At 54.1% G+C, this 17,832-nt stretch carries 17 protein-coding genes; 11 read left to right on the top strand and 6 right to left on the bottom strand.

The window, feature by feature from the left end:
- Window positions 1-37 precede the first annotated feature (37 nt).
- Genes HMPREF0733_RS00770 through HMPREF0733_RS00760 form a run of 3 tightly spaced genes read right to left on the bottom strand, consistent with a single transcriptional unit; the run spans window position 38 to window position 2,207 of the window.
- Window positions 38-991 (bottom strand): AzlC family ABC transporter permease, encoded by a 954-nt coding sequence (locus tag HMPREF0733_RS00770; protein ID WP_013397505.1) that lies wholly within the window; start codon window positions 989-991, stop codon window positions 38-40.
- A 9-nt stretch (window positions 992-1,000) separates the two neighbouring features.
- Window positions 1,001-1,339 (bottom strand): branched-chain amino acid transporter permease, encoded by a 339-nt coding sequence (locus HMPREF0733_RS00765; protein ID WP_004005150.1) that lies wholly within the window; start codon window positions 1,337-1,339, stop codon window positions 1,001-1,003.
- Window positions 1,332-2,207, bottom strand: a complete 876-nt coding sequence (locus HMPREF0733_RS00760) for an AzlC family ABC transporter permease (RefSeq protein WP_013397504.1) — start codon at window positions 2,205-2,207, stop codon at window positions 1,332-1,334. Before HMPREF0733_RS00760 ends, HMPREF0733_RS00765 begins: the two co-directional genes overlap by 8 nt.
- Before the next feature lie 171 nt (window positions 2,208-2,378).
- Here HMPREF0733_RS00760 and HMPREF0733_RS00755 point away from each other — a divergent pair, with 171 nt between their 5' ends.
- On the top strand, window positions 2,379-2,843 hold the full coding sequence (locus HMPREF0733_RS00755; RefSeq protein ID WP_004005148.1) for an OsmC family protein: 465 nt from the start codon (window positions 2,379-2,381) through the stop codon (window positions 2,841-2,843).
- A 115-nt stretch (window positions 2,844-2,958) separates the two neighbouring features.
- Here the strand turns inward: HMPREF0733_RS00755 and HMPREF0733_RS00750 are convergent, their stop codons facing one another.
- Window positions 2,959-3,615: a hypothetical protein gene (locus HMPREF0733_RS00750; protein ID WP_004005147.1), complete on the bottom strand. Its 657-nt coding sequence runs from the start codon at window positions 3,613-3,615 to the stop codon at window positions 2,959-2,961.
- Between the two features lie 115 nt (window positions 3,616-3,730).
- Here HMPREF0733_RS00750 and HMPREF0733_RS11300 point away from each other — a divergent pair, with 115 nt between their 5' ends.
- The 7 genes from HMPREF0733_RS11300 to HMPREF0733_RS00715 all read left to right on the top strand — a co-directional run bounded on the left by HMPREF0733_RS11300 (window position 3,731) and on the right by HMPREF0733_RS00715 (window position 12,119).
- The gene (locus HMPREF0733_RS11300) at window positions 3,731-3,907 is read left to right on the top strand and encodes a Type 1 glutamine amidotransferase-like domain-containing protein (RefSeq protein ID WP_013397503.1); all 177 of its coding nucleotides are present in this window, start codon (window positions 3,731-3,733) and stop codon (window positions 3,905-3,907) included.
- A 130-nt stretch (window positions 3,908-4,037) separates the two neighbouring features.
- Complete coding sequence (locus HMPREF0733_RS10840; RefSeq protein ID WP_013397502.1) at window positions 4,038-4,712, top strand: Type 1 glutamine amidotransferase-like domain-containing protein; 675 nt, start codon at window positions 4,038-4,040, stop codon at window positions 4,710-4,712.
- A gap of 510 nt (window positions 4,713-5,222) precedes the next feature.
- Window positions 5,223-7,925: a hypothetical protein gene (locus HMPREF0733_RS11285; protein WP_013397501.1), complete on the top strand. Its 2,703-nt coding sequence runs from the start codon at window positions 5,223-5,225 to the stop codon at window positions 7,923-7,925.
- A 339-nt stretch (window positions 7,926-8,264) separates the two neighbouring features.
- Window positions 8,265-9,764, top strand: coding sequence for an amino acid permease (locus tag HMPREF0733_RS00730; RefSeq protein WP_013397499.1), 1,500 nt, complete (start codon window positions 8,265-8,267; stop codon window positions 9,762-9,764).
- Window positions 9,765-10,516: 752 nt separating this feature from the next.
- A complete protein-coding gene (locus tag HMPREF0733_RS00725; RefSeq protein WP_004005141.1) occupies window positions 10,517-10,894 on the top strand; it encodes a DUF488 domain-containing protein in 378 nt (125 codons plus the stop codon).
- Between the two features lie 42 nt (window positions 10,895-10,936).
- Entirely contained in the window at window positions 10,937-11,413 is a 477-nt protein-coding gene (locus tag HMPREF0733_RS00720; RefSeq protein ID WP_013397498.1) for an NUDIX hydrolase, read from the top strand.
- 160 nt (window positions 11,414-11,573) lie between these two features.
- Entirely contained in the window at window positions 11,574-12,119 is a 546-nt protein-coding gene (locus tag HMPREF0733_RS00715; protein WP_004005139.1) for an LOG family protein, read from the top strand.
- A gap of 96 nt (window positions 12,120-12,215) precedes the next feature.
- Here HMPREF0733_RS00715 and HMPREF0733_RS00710 read toward each other — a convergent pair whose 3' ends face one another.
- Window positions 12,216-12,635: a hypothetical protein gene (locus tag HMPREF0733_RS00710; protein ID WP_013397497.1), complete on the bottom strand. Its 420-nt coding sequence runs from the start codon at window positions 12,633-12,635 to the stop codon at window positions 12,216-12,218.
- A gap of 36 nt (window positions 12,636-12,671) precedes the next feature.
- On the opposite strand from HMPREF0733_RS00710, the gene HMPREF0733_RS00705 reads away from it, so the two are divergent.
- Complete coding sequence (locus HMPREF0733_RS00705; RefSeq protein WP_013397496.1) at window positions 12,672-13,346, top strand: pyroglutamyl-peptidase I; 675 nt, start codon at window positions 12,672-12,674, stop codon at window positions 13,344-13,346.
- A gap of 109 nt (window positions 13,347-13,455) precedes the next feature.
- Here HMPREF0733_RS00705 and pgi read toward each other — a convergent pair whose 3' ends face one another.
- Window positions 13,456-15,126, bottom strand: a complete 1,671-nt coding sequence (gene pgi / locus HMPREF0733_RS00700) for a glucose-6-phosphate isomerase (RefSeq protein WP_013397495.1) — start codon at window positions 15,124-15,126, stop codon at window positions 13,456-13,458.
- Window positions 15,127-15,531: 405 nt separating this feature from the next.
- Between pgi and HMPREF0733_RS00695 the strand changes: the two genes are divergently transcribed.
- Complete coding sequence (locus HMPREF0733_RS00695; protein ID WP_244864763.1) at window positions 15,532-16,998, top strand: acyltransferase family protein; 1,467 nt, start codon at window positions 15,532-15,534, stop codon at window positions 16,996-16,998.
- The gene (locus HMPREF0733_RS11295; RefSeq protein WP_013397493.1) at window positions 16,983-17,702 is read left to right on the top strand and encodes an SGNH hydrolase domain-containing protein; all 720 of its coding nucleotides are present in this window, start codon (window positions 16,983-16,985) and stop codon (window positions 17,700-17,702) included. The genes HMPREF0733_RS00695 and HMPREF0733_RS11295 overlap by 16 nt, the downstream gene beginning before the upstream one ends.
- The last annotated feature ends 130 nt before the right edge of the window (window positions 17,703-17,832 follow it).

Here is a 17,832-nt window from a genome sequence, read left to right as displayed (position 1 = left end):
CCGTGCCGTGGTGCCTGCTTTGTTCTGCCGTTTGAAACTATTGTGCTGGTTCGTGCGGAGTCTCTTCTGCGCGATCGTGTTCCGTGCGATGGTGCGTAAGCTCGTCGGCGACCAGCATATGTTGAGGCAGAGAACCGCGTTTCTTCGCCGCTGCATAACGCCCCACCAGAAGCGCCATATACACTGCCATCGCCACCAAGAGCATAGACCCCGGGGCAATAATCAACGCTACTGCCGCCGCGATCACCGAGAAAAGCACCGTGAGCCTATCGGGGTTAGCGCGATAGGCATCAAGGGCAAGTACCGTAAAGAGCGCAGTCATTACGAAATCGAACCCCTCAAGATGCGCCAGAAAACTCGACCCCAAGAAGAACCCGAGTGTGGAACTGAGGATAACGCTCACATGCATTCCAGCATGAATCCACAGAATGCGTGACCCTCTTAGAGTATGCCGTTCCGGTCCGCTGTTGAGGGCAAAAGCCTCGTCGATGAGCGTATAGACGGTGTAAAACTTGGCGAGAGAGCCGTGCACACGCTCGATAGGGTAGGACAGCCCATACATGAGGTGGCGTGAATTGATGAGCAACGTCATCACCGCAACGGATACCAGCGAGGCACCCGCTGCCATCATCGTCAGCAATACGAACTCTACAGACCCGGCGAATAAAACTCCTGGAAGCAGGGGTGCAAGCCACCAAGGAAAACCCAAGCTGTGTATCACAACACCGAGTCCAATTCCCACGAAAAACAGGCCCAGCATCACAAGGGATGCAACGCGCATTGCCTCACGAAATCCGCTCTCGCCAGTGCGGCGGAGCTCAAGACTAAGGGCATCATCGCCTGCGCGTAAAGCCTGCTCGCGTTCCTGCACCACCGGAATGCTGCTGGTCGCCAGACCTGCGGAGGCGATAATATCGAGAACCTGTTCGTCGCTGGTTTGTTGCGGCGCCTCCCCAAGGTGGCGGTTGGGGTGTGAAGATCTTTCAAACATGGTATGCCCCTAGAAAACCCAGTTGATGAGAATAACGCAGGTGGCGGTACCGGCGATCATGCTGTATACCATATTCTTCTTCCACAGGTGCACGAGCGCCGTCACCACAAACCCGGCAAGGTAGGGAACCGCGGTGTGTGTGGATGAAAAGTCAATACGGCTTACCGCATAGATCGCCAGAAGCGCTACGGCCCCGAGTGGAATCCAATGGCTGAGCGCATCCAGCACCTCAGAACCTGCAAGGGCTTTTTTGAGACCAAAGGGGAGCACCCGCAGAACAAAGGTTACAGCCGCCGCCACCAGAACGGCGCTGATAATATAGCCGCTATCGATGTGGCCGTTAATCATGGGGGTTCTCCTGCGGGTCGGTGTAGTGAGTGAATGTGGGGCTTGGAGTTTTCACCTGATCTGTCGTGCTGTCTTCGGCAACCGTCAGCGATGCGTTATTCTCTGGGGCGGGTATCTGGTGTTCCGGCAGTGTTCCCCGTGATTTTGCGATAAAGAACCGTACTATCAGCAGGGCAGTGTAGGTTCCCATCGACACCAGAAGCATGGAACCGGGTGCCAGGATAATACCCACCGCGCCAGAGATCAGCGTGAGAAGAGCCGTGACATTATCCCGTTGAGCGCGGTAAGCATCAATCGCGAGGATCGTAAACAGCGCCGTCATGGCGAAATCCATACCCTCAAGGTGGCTCAGAAACGATGCGCCAATAAAGAACCCGGCGGTTGTTCCTGCCACCCAGCTGATGTGCAGGAATGTACTCACCCATAGAATACGTGCGTGAGAGAGCGTATTCCGGTTGGGGCCGGTGTTGAGCGCGTAGGATTCGTCGCAGAGCGTGTATATGGCGTAGAGCTTCGCCCAGAAACCCTTGACGTTCTGCAGCGGGAAGGAAATACCGTACACCAGATGGCGGGAGTTCACGAGCAGAGTTGTGAAACCAATAGCGCCTACACTGGCTCCGGTTGCGATCATTTCTACCACCAGGAACTCGACGGAACCGGCGTAAACGATGAGGGATATTGCGGGCGCAAGCCACCACGGTAAATGGTGAGCACTAATAATAACGCCCAAACCTAACCCCAACACCACGAAACTTGCAAGCACCACGCTGGATGCCCGTAAAGCCTGTTTGAAGCCGCTCTCGGTGGGGTTATGACCGATCGCGGCGTAATGTTCTGCGTCGCTTGTTTCCTTCGCGGTATCTTTCATGGTGCCTCTCAGCAAGAGTGAAAATGAGTCTTCAATTATCCTATCCAATTTTAGGGAAGTTTTATGTACTTCGTTTTGCTGTACGGAATATCAGGGGAGGAATAAAGATGTGGTGCCTGCGTTATGCTCAATGTACAAGCGACAGTTTCACCGTGTTAAGGAGTATTGCTGATGAATAAAGCGCCTGCTGAGAAAACAATAGTACGCCGCGAGTCTGAGGACTACCGCGAAGTTCGTGTAGAACGGGTTGATCGCTTGCGGTACCGGGCACATGGTGCGAATGGGGCAACCCTGGACTTCGGGGTGGGTGATGGGCTTCTAACTCCGGTGGAGCTCTTATTAGCGGCGATCGCCGGATGCTCCTCGGTCGATGTGGATGCGGTCACCACCCGCCGTGAAATCCCACAGGTATTCGAGGTACTTGCTTCTGCTCTGAAGAAGCATGAGGACGGTGCGGTACGTCTTGATGATGTTGAGGTCGATTTTGATGTGCAGTTCCCTGAAACCGAGGCGGGCACGCAGGCCGCTAAGATGGTGGATCGGTTAATTCGTTTGAGCGCTGAGAAGGACTGCACGGTCTCTCGTACGGTGGAGCATCCGACGAAGGTTGAGTTTCATAATGTAAATGCTGAGTAGGGCTTTGCTGGATTATCGTATTGGCCTTGACTTTAAGCATATATTTTTGCCGAGCAGATTATTAAAAGTTATCTGCTCGGCATTTATCGCAGGGGGGCTTTGATGCGGAAACATATTACATATAGTGCGCAGAATCATCAGCAAGGTCGGTGCCTTGAGGGTTTTCGGTCAGATATTGGATAATGGCTTTTTTGTCGTGAAGTATTTCTTCAATCTGAGCCTGGTCTTCTGAACTGTGGATGTGTGCCCACCGACCCTTCTCCTGTCGGAAGATAACATGCGCGGCTATGGAGTATTCTTTGGTAGCTTTTATTGAAAACTTGGCTGCTGTTTTATCGTCTCTGGTTCTGAGGTGGAAAATATCAGGAAACGAAATATCTTCACCTCCACGGAAATTTTTACCCCAAGGAGAATAACTATATTTATTAATACAATTAAAATGTGTTGTAATAATTTTTCCTGTTCGAGTATGGTATTTAATAGTACCGTCTGAGTGAATACTAAAGTACTCCATTTCGTATGCGTAGAGGAAATTCGCGCTAAGTAGTGCTGTACCGCCGAAAAGAATGGTATTCCACGTTCCGGTCCATGCCATATCCCACGGAATGATTAAGGCATCTATTGTTAAACCTAGCGCTGTCACATTCAGCCATCCTTCAAGCTGGTGATACTTCCTCTTAAATACGTAGGGGAGCTTCTTCTCTCGTGATCTGCGCACCGCATCGTAGGTGAGGTAGAAGATGGCAATGGCAACAGTGATAATAATGATCATGGTAGTTCTGCTCAATGTTTTCTCCCTATTCCTTATTATGTGATGTAGCAACTGATCGAATTGGCTAAACTCAGGCGAACTACGCCGATAATATCAGTAGTTCCCTGAAAATTTTGTGGCGTTATCTGTACTCTTGCGTATCTTAAGTTTTTTTCGCCGCACAGAGCCGAACCTTGAAGAATTTATACGCCGTCAAGACATCATCTATGTCGGAGGCGGTAACACCGCAAACCTCTTAGCTGCGTGGAGGTTGCACGGTCTCTCGTACGGTGGAGTATCCAACGAAGGTTGAGTTTCATAGTGCGAATGCTGAGTAGGGTGTTACCGCGTTGAATCCATATATAGACCTATATACTCTGGATATGCTCGGTGTTTAGGATGGGCTATGATTGCATGGCTTATTTGTGGAGGGTTGGTTACCTATGGAGACTCAACGCACTATTGTGCTTCTGAGTGGTGGGTTCTCTGACGGTGAGAATACTGATCAAGATGTGTTTCTGTTAGAGTCCAGCATGCGGAGAAAACCAAGGGTGTGTTTTATTCCTACGGCTAGTGGAGATTCACGTGCGTATATCGAGCGTTTCTATACTGCCTTTAAAAGATATTCGTGTATTCCTGCTCATCTTGAGCTTTTTCGCCGTACAGAGCCGAACCTTGAAGAATTTATACGCCGTCAAGACATCATCTATGTCGGAGGCGGTAACACCGCAAACCTCTTAGCTGTGTGGAGATTGCATGGACTTGACCGTGTGCTTCGCAAAGCATATGTCGAGGGAACGGTTCTATCGGGGATAAGTGCAGGTGCAGCTTGCTGGTTCGAGTCATGTCTGACCGATTCGTTTGGTGGTTTAGAAGCGCTCAATGACGGTTTGGGTATACTGCCTGGCAGTTTCTGCTCTCATTTCAATACTGAACCTGGTCGTCCCAGAAGTTTTTTGCAGACACTACAAAGCGGTACTTTACCGCCAGGAGTAGCTTTAGACGATGGGGCGGCAGCTCGATACTGCAACGAGGTAGTAGATGTAGTCTATCGAAGTGTGAGCAATGCTGGTTTATATAATCAGACGGCAAAAGGTATATGTGCTGTGGAGTTGTAGTACGTTTACCAGCAGGTTTCGACTGCGCAACGAAGCTCTTGATATGTAAATTTTGAGAATGCATTTTGATAGTGAAAATACTTGATATATCAAGCGAAAAGCGGGGGTTGTGTAGGGTGTGCCACTATGTGACCGGATTCGACACGTGTTATTAAAACTTTATTTTTAACCTCAAGTGCAGATTTTACCTGGGAATCTTAAGTGTGCTTCTAGTAGGTGCTACATGAAGGATCTTATTCTCTTCAATCCCTGGAATTGCAGGGGATGTATGAGGGGGTAAAAGTCCTTAAGAGGTCCCTGGATATGCAGGATTTTTGAAATGTTTATTGTAGACAAAAAAGGGTGCAAGCTGAGTGATGTTCACTTAAATGTTATAAACATGCTTGTATGCCTAGTGGAGCCCCTGTAGCCTGGGAATTGGATACTTAGTCTAGGCTACCCTTGAGGGTTTACTCCTGCGGTAGTTGAAAGTTTCCGTGCACACGAAGCCGACATAAAAGAGGTTTACATATGACTTCTCATCAGCGGAAATCTCCCGGAATTAAGAAGGCGCTGGTTACGACCGGCACCGCCGCATCCTTGTTGGGTGCATCCTTCGTGGCAATGCCTGCTACGTTTGCTAACGTGCCGGATCAGGTTCCCACCTCTCCTGCATGTGACTGCCAGCCCGGTCAGCCGGGACAGCCTGGTCAGGGCGGTCAGGGTCAGACCGGTCAGCCTGGCACCCCTGGTGATAACGGTCAGACCAGCACTCCCGGCGGTGGCAACGGTCAGACTGGTGACAATGGTCAGCCTGGTCAGGGCGGTCAGGGTCAGACCGGTCAGCCTGGTGATCACGACAGTGATCACCCTGATACTCCCGATACACCTGACACTCCCGATACGCCTGGTGATCACGACAGCGATCAGCCCGGTACCCCCGGTCAGGGTGGTCAGGGTCAGACTGGTCAGCCTGGTACTCCCGGTCAGGGCGGTCAGGGCCAGACCGGTGACAATGGTCAGCCCGGTACTCCTGCTCAGCCTGGTACTCCCGGTCAGGGTGGTCAGGGTCAGACTGGTCAGCCTGGTACTCCCGGTCAGGGTGGTCAGGGTCAGACTGGTCAGCCTGGTACTCCCGGTCAGGGTGGTCAGGGTCAGACTGGTCAGCCTGGTACTCCCGGTCAGGGTGGTCAGGGTCAGACTGGTCAGCCTGGTACTCCCGGTCAGGGTGGTCAGGGTCAGACTGGTCAGCCTGGTACTCCCGGTCAGGGTGGTCAGGGTCAGACTGGTCAGCCTGGTACTCCCGGTCAGGGTGGTCAGGGTCAGACTGGTCAGCCTGGTACTCCCGGTCAGGGTGGTCAGGGTCAGACTGGTCAGCCTGGTACTCCCGGTCAGGGTGGTCAGGGTCAGACTGGTCAGCCTGGTACTCCCGGTCAGGGCGGTCAGGGCCAGACCGGTGACAATGGTCAGCCTGGTACTCCTGCTCAGCCTGGTACCCCTGGTAACAACGGCGGTAACGGTGGCGACGGTATTGGTGGTAACGGTGGTAACGTGACCCCCGGTACTCCCGGTCAGCCTGGTACCCCTGGTAACAACGGTGGCAATGGCGGTAATGGTATTGGTGGTAACGGTGGTAACGTGAACCCTGGTACCCCTGGTCAGCCTGGTACCCCCGGTGGTAACAACGGTGGCAATGGCGGTAATGGTATTGGTGGTAACGGTGGTAACGTGAACCCTGGTACCCCTGGTCAGCCTGGTACCCCCGGTGGTAACAACGGTGGCAATGGCGGTAATGGTATTGGTGGTAACGGTGGTAACGTGAACCCTGGTACCCCTGGTCAGCCTGGTACCCCCGGTGGTAACAACGGTGGCAATGGCGGCGACGGCATTGGTGGTAACGGTGGTAACGTGACCCCCGGTACCCCTGGTCAGCCTGGTACCCCCGGTGAGCCCGGCCAGCCTGGTCAGCCCGGTCAGCCTGGTCAGCCCGGTCAGCCTGGTCAGCCCGGTCAGCCTGGCACCCCCGGTGAGCCCGGCCAGCCCGGTCAGCCCGGTCAGCCCGGTCAGCCTGGTCAGCCCGGTCAGCCTGGTACCCCCGGTGAGCCCGGCCAGCCTGGTCAGCCCGGTCAGCCTGGTACCCCCGGTGAGCCCGGCCAGCCCGGTCAGCCTGGTACCCCCGATCCCAGCCTCCCCGATAACAACAAGGGTGGTGGCGACTGGAACATCGGTGGCGGCGGCTACTACGAAGGTGACTTCAACCTCAACGGTCACTACCAAGGTGGCTGGGACTTTGGCGCAACCGTTCCCGGATGGGGCCAGTGGGACAACGGCGGTGACGACTGCTTCCAAGGCGGCGGTAATTTTTTTCAGGTAACTCCTGGGGAAAATAATGCCGTAACGCCCGCACCTAACGGTCACGGCGGTCTTGGTTGGGTAGGCGATAACGCTACTCCTAACACCCCAGGTAATGCTGGAAATACGCCCGCACCTAACGGTCACGGCGGTTTGGGTCAGACTGGCGATACCCCGCAGTCGGTAGCTCCTGACACCACTGGTCAGGGCGGTCTCGGTCAGGTTGGTGGCAACACCACCACCGAAACTGGACAGGCTACCGGAAGCGAAAGCCAGGGTGCACAGTTCGGTCAGCTGAGCGAGAGCTACACTCGCACTTCTGAAGGCGAAATCCTCCAGGAGCAGCAGCGTCATCAAGATCATGGCGGACTGGGCCTGACTGCTGATAACGATTCCGACAACGGTCGGGGTGGTTTGGGTCAGACCGGTGACAACCGGGCTCCCCAGCGTCAGGGTACTGTGACCATCAGCAACGATGTCGATATTGACCTCAACGCTGGCGCGGTATCCCGCGGTAGCGAGGCCGTGAACACCAATGCTTCTGAAGATGTTAATGGTGGCGGCGCCGGTCTTGTTGGCAACGGTTCTGAGAATAACAATGGTGGCGGCGCTGGCCTCGTCGGCAATGCTCCCAATGTTAATGGCGGTGGCGCCGGTCTCGTTGGCGATAACGGCAACGGCGGTTCCGCACAGGTGAACGGCGGCGGCAACGCAGCTGTTAACCAGGCCACTCAGGCAGACAACGGTAGCTCCGCGAGCTCCCAGAAGTCAGGAAGCTTGGCACACACCGGTGTCAGTGGCGTTCTGTTCGCCGCTGGGCTGGGTCTGCTCTCCCTGATGACCGGACTTGTGGTTCTGTTGACTCGCCGCAACAAGGCCTAATTAACGACGAATTGTCGTTATAGAGGTTACAAATTCGGGGTGGGTATCTCTCTCATGAGGTATCCACCCCGTTTTTGTGCGTAAAGGCGGTTATTGCCTAGATGGGGGCAGTGTACATACAGCTTTCGAAGTGGCGTAGCACGTATGAGAGATGTAGTATTAGAGCTTGATTAGAAAAATTTAGGCATCATTAGAAATACTTCAGGATGCCGTAACGGCGTTTCTTCAGAGGATACGTACATAAGATCTTCCGGCTTAGATATTGAGGGAACACCATAAGAAAGCTGATGGCTGTGTGACACCCGCATATCTGGGAAGTTTCAGAATAGAGAGAAAACAATGGCACAAACTTCACAACAGTCTTCGCCAGCATCGGATGCGAGTGATGTTGCCGCAGATACTGATCTGAAACGCGGTCTTTCTGCACGTCATATGCAGATGATCGCCATCGGCGGCGCTATCGGCACCGGTCTGTTTGTTGCATCCGGCAAAACTATCTCTACCGCCGGGCCGGGCGGCGCTATCGTTGCTTACGGGCTGATCGGTATTATGGTGCTGTTCCTCATGCAGTCTCTGGGTGAGATGGCAGCGCATCTGCCCGTCCCAGGTTCGTTTCAAACCTACGCAACACGTTACGTTTCATCATCCTTCGGGTTTGCCATGGGGTGGAACTACTGGTTTAACTGGGCAATCACCGTCGCGGCCGAGCTTGTAGCGGTCGGGGAAGTGATGAAGTATTGGCTTCCTGAAACTCCCTCGTGGGTGTGGGCGGGCATCTTCTTAGTTCTCTTGACGGGGCTTAATGCTCTTTCTGCCAAAGCCTACGGTGAGGGCGAATTCTGGCTTGCCACTATTAAGGTGGTCACCGTTATCGTGTTCTTAATTGCGGGAATTGCGATGATCTTCGGGGTTCTCGGAGGCGCATCACCGGGTACTTCAAACTGGACCACGGGCGAAGCTCCTTTTGTAGGCGGGCCCGTCGCTATTTTCGCTATCTTCATGGTCGCCGGGTTCTCTTTCCAGGGTACCGAGATGATCGGTATTGCCGCCGGAGAATCCAAGAACCCCCGTCGCGATGTGCCGCGCGCACTCACCAGCGTATTCTGGCGCATCATGCTGTTCTATATCGGTGCCATGGTGGTTATAGGATTCCTTATTCCTTACACCGATCCGAATCTGCTCACCGCAGCCGAAGGCGATATTAACATTTCTCCCTTCACCCTTATCTTTGAACGCGCTGGTATTGCCTTCGCCGCTGCAGCGATGAACGCCGTGATTCTTACCGCCGTGCTCTCTGCAGGTAACTCGGGCCTCTATGTCTCGGCACGCATGTTGTTCTCACTCGCGCAGGAGGGTAAAGCCCCCAAGATTTTCACGAAGGTCAATAAGGGGGGCGTGCCGATGCCCGCTCTCATGGCAACTTCCGCCGTGGGAGCTATCGGATTTATCGCCTCCGTTATTTCGCCGGATGCGGCCTACCTGTGGCTAGTCAATGTTTCGGGTCTAGCCGGTTTCATTACCTGGGTTGGTATCGCGGTGGCACACTATAGGTTCCGCCGTGCATATATGCGGCAGGGGCATAACCTTAACGACCTTCCCTATACGGCGCCCTTCTTCCCGGTGGGGCCGATTATTGCCTTCATTATGTGTCTGCTGGTGATCGGTGGGCAGAATTACGAGGCGATCCTTGCGGGAGACTGGGTGGGCGTGATGAGCTCATATATAGGCCTGCCGGTCTTTGTGGCAGTTTGGGCTATTCACGCTATCGTAACCCGCGACCGTTTGATTCCGCTGGAACAGGTGGATGTCTCGGGCCTTGAGGTTAAAACGAGCAAGTAATTTCGGCGAACGGAATTATCAATAAAAAGACCGCCGGAGGAATATCGTGAGGTATTCCCCGGCGGGTTTTATTGCTATAAAATCACATTTTGATAAAGAGTTTCACGGTAAACTATTATGCGGTAGTACCATTTTTAACGGTATATATGTTTTAACTCCGTGGGTAAATATAAAGATATAATAAAGTTTGCCCGAAATGCTTTACCTCCGTGTTGTGAGCAGGGTATGTTTGTAAAGACATAGAACGTTCACTATTGTGAACCTTCTCTTATGTACGATATGAAGCTTCCTGACCTTTGGTTCGTGCATGCGTAGGTTTACGATCGGTTAAGCCTCATGTGAGCGCTCTATGAGAATACCCCGTAAGGTATCGTCGGGGATGTATAGATTCGTTTGAAGCACTCACTGTTTTCAGGGGATGTGCCCTCTGGGAAAAAGCACAGACATGAATGCTCAAGCTAGGATAAGACCCCCGTAGCGTGTTTAGGGTAGAGGCACGGCGGGGGTCTAAGCCTGCCCGTGCAGGAATTGATGTGAACGCACTAAAACTGGGGATTTAGACGCGGCAGTATTTTCTTTTGATGATGAAAATTTTTATATATACTCCACAATAAAATTAGAAAATACTTTCGTCCGGAAAATATCATATATATAGAGCATGTAGTCATACATCGATAATATACATATCCTGGCGGGCCACCTATCTTAACGTTAGGTGTACCAGACAGATTCTCCGGCGTAGGATTGGCACTATGGATATAGTTATTAAGCGCATATATGAAGAGCCTTCCCCGGATGACGGATACCGGGTACTCGTTGATAGGCTTTGGCCGCGCGGAGTCTCAAAAGATAAGGCTCATCTTGATGAATGGGCGAAGGACTTAGCTCCTTCGACGGAGGCTCGCCGAGATTTTGGGCATAAACCAGAGAATTTTGAATCCTTCAAACAACGCTATCTGAACGAGCTTGACAGTAATTCAGAGGTGTACCCCGAGCTTGAGCGTATGGTTGCGGGTGCGCAGAAGCTCCAGTCCTCTCGCGTTACGCTTTTGTACGGCGCTAAGAGCCCTACCTGCAACCACGCGGTCATTCTGCGTGATTACCTCATAGACCGGCTGAAGAGCCTCTGAAATTTTGGCTGATACGCGCTGTACATAAGCTACTGTAGAAAGATGGTTGATGAACATTCAGCAATTGATACGGCACAGAGAATTGTGCATGTTTCTGCAGTGGTAATCCGCAATCACGCCGGGCACGTACTGACCGTGCGTAAAGCCGCCTCACATGGGTTTATGATGCCCGGAGGTAAACCCGATGCGGGGGAGAGCCCCTTGTATACGGCGGTGCGTGAGGTTACTGAAGAGCTGGGATTTGCGCCGGATCCTGCCCAGATGGTGTACCTTGGCAAGTTTGACGCCCCCGCCCTGAACGAAAGCGGATTCGTGGTACGTGCCGAAACTTTTGAATATATGCCGCATCCGCAAGAGGAAAAGATACTTGAGCAGCTGAGCCCGCATGCCGAAATTGCTGAATTACGTTGGGTAGACCCCGCAGCGGACTATACCGATCAGGCACCTCTGAACACTGAGTGTATATTCCCGCTTATCTGCAGAATAAGTCCTGGCGAAACGCCATCGGTGCCGCTGTGAATCCGCTGAAAATATGCGCGATATGAGCGATAAGGCTTGCGCTCGGCTGCGCGGGGGCGGTAGGGTGCATAGGGATAAATCACCCGTAAAAATTTTACGTTGACGCACGCGTTCCGCGCACCGTCGCGTGTATGAACGCATCCGATGAAAGAAGCAGAACATGAGAGATAGTTTTAACCTTGCCGTGTATTGCGGCGCTACTATGGGCAATGACCCCGATTTTGCCGCCTGCGCCCGTGAGTTGGGAACCCTATGCGCAAAACGTGGCGTGGGGGTAGTTTATGGAGGCGGACGCACCGGTCTGATGGGAACCGTCGCGGGCGCGACCCTGGATGCGGGCGGCAAAGTCTACGGCGTGGTCACCCACCAGCTCGTGGAGTGGGAGGGTGTGTACCCCGGGCAGACAACCCTCGATATTGTCGATACCATGCATCAGCGTAAGATCGCCATGATTAATAAGGCCGACGCCTTCGTTGCGATGCCCGGCGGCCCCGGAACCTTGGAAGAATTCTTCGAGGTTTTCAGCTGGCAATTCCTCAAGATTCACACGAAGCCTGTGGCGCTCCTGAATGTTAATGGGTACTGGGATAAGCTCGTTGAGGCGATGCAATATATGGCCAGCACCGAGCTTTTGCGCCCTTCATACCTGGAACGTTTGATTGTTGTTGACACTCCCGAAGAACTTATGAAGGTTCTTGGGAAATAGCCCGTTGAAGTTCTGGAGAACCTAGCCTTTTACATGCCCGTAGCCTGAGCGCTGCGGGCGTTTTTGCATCACCCGTCGGTTAGGTCGTGGACGCGTCTAGTTTTTACCGCGCGCCCTGCTCAGAAGCGAAGAAAGCGGCAGAATATGCACAATAATCCATACGGGCGTGAGCGTCATCATCAGCATATAGAGAACCCGAATCAGGGACTCCATGTGAGGGTCTTCTGAGAGCATGCCCAGATAGACCGTCAACCCCAGTACCACGCCGGTGGTGAGTATCAAATAGAGTAATGCCCACAGCACTTCGGAGCGGCTGGCGTGCCCGCGACCGAGCGTATAGAAGCGGTAAAACCGCCCCACCGCCTGAAGGAACGAAGCACCTTCTAACGCCTGCGCGGGTTCACGAACAGCGGCTAGCGCCTCCTGCTCATCATCAACGCCGATTTCGCGCAGGGCATCGGGGGTATCCTGGAGAAGAAAAACGGGTTCTTCTTTGTGACGGTGTGTGCGTGCCATACCTCTAGGGTACCCGACGACGTGTAAAGGACAACGATGACAAAGACCCTTCTCATCACCTATTTCGGCCCGTTTCCCGGCGTGAGCGTGAACCCGAGCGGGGTAACAGCGCGGCAGGTAGCTGATGTACTCGCCAACGAATCTGCGGTACGGGTTATAACCCGTGAGGTTCCGGTGAGCTATACAGGGTCTTCAGAGGCTTTAGGAGAGATGCTGACCGATATTCGCCCGGATGCGGTGCTCAGCCTGGGCGTGGCAGTCGGGCGGGATAAGGTGAGCTTTGAGAAGGTCGCCATCAACCTGGACTCCGCCGATATTGAGGATAATGACGGTGTGGTGCGTGTGGATGAGGCGATCGCCCCGGATGGACGCGAAGCGTATTTTTCGACCCTGCCTGTGCGGGCAAGCTATGAGCGTTTGCGCGGTGTGGGGCTACCGGTTGAGATTTCGTACACCGCCGGAACCTATGTGTGCAACCACGTATTTTATGAGGCACACCGTATTCTGGAACTCCAGGGGCGGCGGATTCCTGCGGGGTTTGTGCATATTCCCGCCACGCGAGTCGATCACGAACCTGCTGACGCACAGACAACGCTCACTGCGCATGCCGATGCTGGGGGAGTAGAGAGCGAATCGGTGCCGACTCTGCCTGAGGCAGTGGTTGCGCGCATCGTGGCGGAGCTGGTGCGCGACACCCTCAAGGTTATGTAGGCTCATTCATGCCGTAGAACTGGGAAGACGAACGAAAGCGGCGGTTAAAACGCGGTGCCCCCGATGAGAGATTCATCGGGAGCACAGCGCATATTAGCCTAGGGCACTGCTACTTGCGGTGCTTAAGGTAGTAGTCGATCAGGGATGCGGTCGAAGAATCCTGGCGTGCCAGAACCTCGCGGTCGCCCTTGATAGCGGGCACCAGATCGAGCGCCAGCTTCTTGCCGAGTTCGACGCCCCACTGGTCGAAGGAATCGATACCCCACACGATACCCTGCACAAAGGTGATGTGCTCATAGAGGGCAATCAGCTCGCCCAACACACGCGGGGTCAGGCGGGAGGCCATGATAGAGGTCGAAGGACGGTTGCCGCTGAAGATACGGGCGTTTACCACATGCTCGGCGGTACCTTCGGCGCGTACCTCATCCTCGGTCTTGCCGAAGGCAAGCGCCTGAGTCTGTGCAAAGAAGTTTGCGAGGAAGAGCTCGTGCACATCCTGCTCGCCATCCTTGGTGGGGTGAGCCGGGTTGGCGAAGGCCAGGAAGTCCGCAGGGATAAGGCGGGTGCCCTGGTGGAGCAGCTGGTAGAAAGCGTGCTGACCGTTGGTGCCGGGCTCGCCCCAGAAAACCTCGCCCGTGGAGTAGTCCACGAAGGAACCGTCGGCGCGTACGGATTTGCCGTTGGACTCCATGGTGAGCTGCTGCAGATAGGCGGGGAAACGGTGCAGATATTGGTCGTAGGGTAGAACCGCATGGGTTTCGGCACCCAAGAAGTTCACGTACCATACGTTAAGCAAGCCCATGAGTACGGGCACGTTCTTTTCAAAGGGGGCGGTGCGGAAGTGCTCGTCCATGGCGTGGAAGCCCGCGAGGAATTCCTCGAAAACCTTCGGGCCGAAGACGATTGCCAGCGAGGTGCCGATCGCCGAGTCTACGGAGTAGCGACCGCCAACCCAGTCCCAGAAACCAAAAGCATTTTCGGGGTCAATGCCGAAGGCAGCAACCTTATCGAGCGCGGTTGAAACGGCGATAAAGTGCTTAGCCACGGCTTCCTCTGCGGTTTTTCCCTGCAGGGCGTTCGCCTCGCCAAGCGCGGTGAGCAGCCAATCGCGTGCCACACGAGCGTTGGTCAGGGTTTCTAGGGTACCGAAGGTCTTCGAAGCGACGATGAACAGAGTAGTTTCGGGGTTAAGATCAGAAACTTTTTCGGCAACATCGGTCGGGTCGATATTTGAGATGAACCGTGCGGAAATCCCGGCATCGGCGTAAGGCTTAAGCGCCTCGTACACCATCACGGGACCAAGGTCAGAACCGCCAATACCAATATTCACCACGGTCTCGATGCGCTTGCCGCTCACACCGGTCCACTCGCCTGAACGCACACGATCGGCAAAAGCGTAGATCTTGTTCAGAACGGCGTGAACATCGCTATCGACATCCTGCCCATCAACAACGAGGGCGGGGGAGTAGCCTTTGGGGCGGCGCAGCGCGGTGTGCAGAACCGCGCGGTCCTCGGTCACGTTAATGTGTTCGCCAGTGAACATAGCATCGCGGCGTTCGGCGAGGTTCACCTCTTCGGCGAGTTTGAGCAAAAGCTGCACGGTCTCTTCGGTGACGAGGTTCTTCGAGAGGTCTACGTGCAGGTCTGCGGCATCAAAACTAAGTTTCTGGGCGCGGGAAGGATCCTGCTCGAACCAGGCTCGCAGATTCGGAGTGAGCGATGCTTTGTGCTGGGTTAGTGCTGACCACGCGCTGGTGGTCGTCGGGTTCGTAATAGTCATGGTTCTTATTTTCTCTCTTTCAACCCGGTGATGTCACCTTCATACAGGCGTTTACCTGAAGGTTTTGCGCGTTCTTGCGCTTTTGGTGACCACAACGTTTGGGTGCGGCACATAATTCCCGCCAGGCATTATCTAATGAACGGCGCGCATTGGAAGAGAACCTTTACGAACCCTCAGGATGCCCTTAAGAGTTAGCAAATCGTCCTCTAAATGCACACGAAAATATGCATACATTTGGGAAAATACCGGTGATAGACTGGGAGAGTTTTCATGAGCCTGTCCTAGGTATCCGGTAATGTGGGCATGAGCGGGCAGGCTTTCGCACGGCGTGCGTGGAAATTCTCGACGACGCGGCGCATTATGAAAACTCACTCACGACTACCATATTCACTCCAGGATATTTTTATGCCTATAAACCCGCTGCGGGGAATTCGTGTACCCGTTGCAGAGCACACCCCGCCGTATGAATCGTTTCTGGAATCTCGCGGATTCCGCCCCGAAATTCAGGGTTTGCGCGCCTTCGCCGTGCTTCTCGTGATGCTTTACCATGTGTGGATTGGCAAAGTTTCCGGTGGTGTGGATGTTTTCCTCTTCATTTCGGCTTTCTTGCTTTCGCTCTCGTTCATGCGGAAAATCAACGAGGGCAAAGCGCTGAACCTACTGGCCTACTGGACTCATGTGTTCGCGCGCCTGTTACCTGCCGCAGCCGTGGTGATCGTGCTGACTCTTGCGGCTTCCTTAGCTATCTTGCCAGCGCTGTATTGGAACGCGCGCGCCGTTGATGCCCAAGCCTCGCTGTTTTACTACCAGAACTGGAACCTGGCGAATGGTGCGGTCAATTATTTTGCTCAGGGTATAAGCGATAAATCGCCCTTCCAGCATTTCTGGTCGCTCTCGATTCAGGGACAAATTTTCCTGCTCTGGCCGGTACTTTTCGCGGTGGCTGCGTTTCTTGTGCATCGGGTACGTTTCAAGCCCGTACCCGCGGCGGTAACGGTATTCGGCACTGTATTCATGACCTCGTTTGCTTTCTCAATCTGGGAGACAAAGCAGATTTCCGCCTACGCATATTTTGATACCCGCACCCGCCTGTGGGAGTTTGCGATTGGTACCCTGCTTGCGGTGATGACGCTGAAATGGAAGCCTCGCCATGTGAGAACCCGCGTGGTGATGGGATGGGTGGGCGCCCTGGGACTAGTAACCTGCGGCGCTGTTTTACCGGTTGAACGAACCTTCCCCGGCTACCTGGCGCTGTGGCCCGTGCTCTCCGGCGCGCTGGTGATGATCGCCGGGCGTACCGACCATAAATTCGCGATCGACCGTCTGCTAGTCTCCACGCCGCTGCAAAGCTTGGGCAATATTTCTTACGCCCTGTACCTGGTGCACTGGCCCCTGCTCGTGCTCTACAGTGCTGCGGTTAATAAACCTCGCGTGAATTTTCTGGAAGGCACGGTGATTATCGCCGTTTCAATCGGTTTGGCATGGGTTTTGAGCACCTATATCGAGAAGCCGCTGCGCAGCCGATCCAGCGTATTTCTTGATAAAACGGTCTCGAAACTGCGCGTGACCACGATTTTCACCCCCACTCTCTGGGTGAATCAGCTCGCCTATGTACTCGTGATTCTGCTGGTGATCGGAGCGCCCGTTCTGAGCGTTCGCGCCTGGGCACAGCAACGCGATATAACCGTGATCCAGAATACTGAAGAGCTAGTGAAAAATGATGAGGCAACATATCCAGGCGCCCGAGCAGTCGGCACGGACCAAATGTCGCGCGTATCAAAGCCTATTCCGCAGGATATCCCCATCTACGGCATGCTCGCTGACTGGGGAGGGGATGCCCCGCACCCTTTACCCCCGTGCATGAATCTCTGAATACATCCTGCGCCGTCAAACAGAACGGGGACGATTCGGCACCGCTCACCATTGTTGTTGGCAGCTCGCACGCATTACAGATGACGGCTGCGTTCGAGCCTATCGCCCAGCGCACCGGCACCAATCAGATGAACCTTCTAGAGACAGGATGCCCCTACCCGTTCGCAGCCCCCGAGGGCTACCTCAACGACCGTAAGAAACGCTGCATAGCGTTCTCACAGAACGCCACGGAAGAAATTCTGCGCCTTAAGCCGACGACCGTAGTGATTATCGCAACCACAACCGACACAAGCGCTGACGCCGAGACCGCAGACCCCAACCTCGACGAAACCCTGCGCGTCTTCACCGATGCGGGCATCCAGGTGATCGGTCTGCGCGATAACCCGCGATTTGCCCAAGATATGTATGTGTGCGCAATTAGGGCTCAGGGGGATAAGAGCAGCTGTTCTGAACCCATTGAGCAGAAATATGGTGATAATCCCGCCGCACCAATTTTCGAGAAATATGCAGACCGTGGAGCCTATCTGCTCGATTTGAAGGATATCTACTGCCCTGACGGTCTATGCCGCTCGGTTATCGGCAACGTATATGTGTACGCGGATACTAACCACCTCACCAAAGCCTTCGAACATACCCTCGCAGAGACAATATATGAGCGTGCCCTCGCCGCAGGCTGGAAGCCGGAAGGATACCCAGGGTCATAACTCTCAGGCCGCCGGGCTAGTGAATAGACTGCAGAGATACGCTCTCGCTTATGCCAGATGAGCAGGCGTATCACGTGCGCAGACAACGAGTTGGTGGTTTTAGGTATATTTTTCAGACCGCATGGGCACA

This window comes from Rothia dentocariosa ATCC 17931, from assembly GCF_000164695.2.
Classification (GTDB): Bacteria; Actinomycetota; Actinomycetes; order Actinomycetales; family Micrococcaceae; genus Rothia; species Rothia dentocariosa.
Note: the sequence above shows the minus strand (reverse complement) of the source record. Positions and strands in the feature narration are given on the sequence as shown.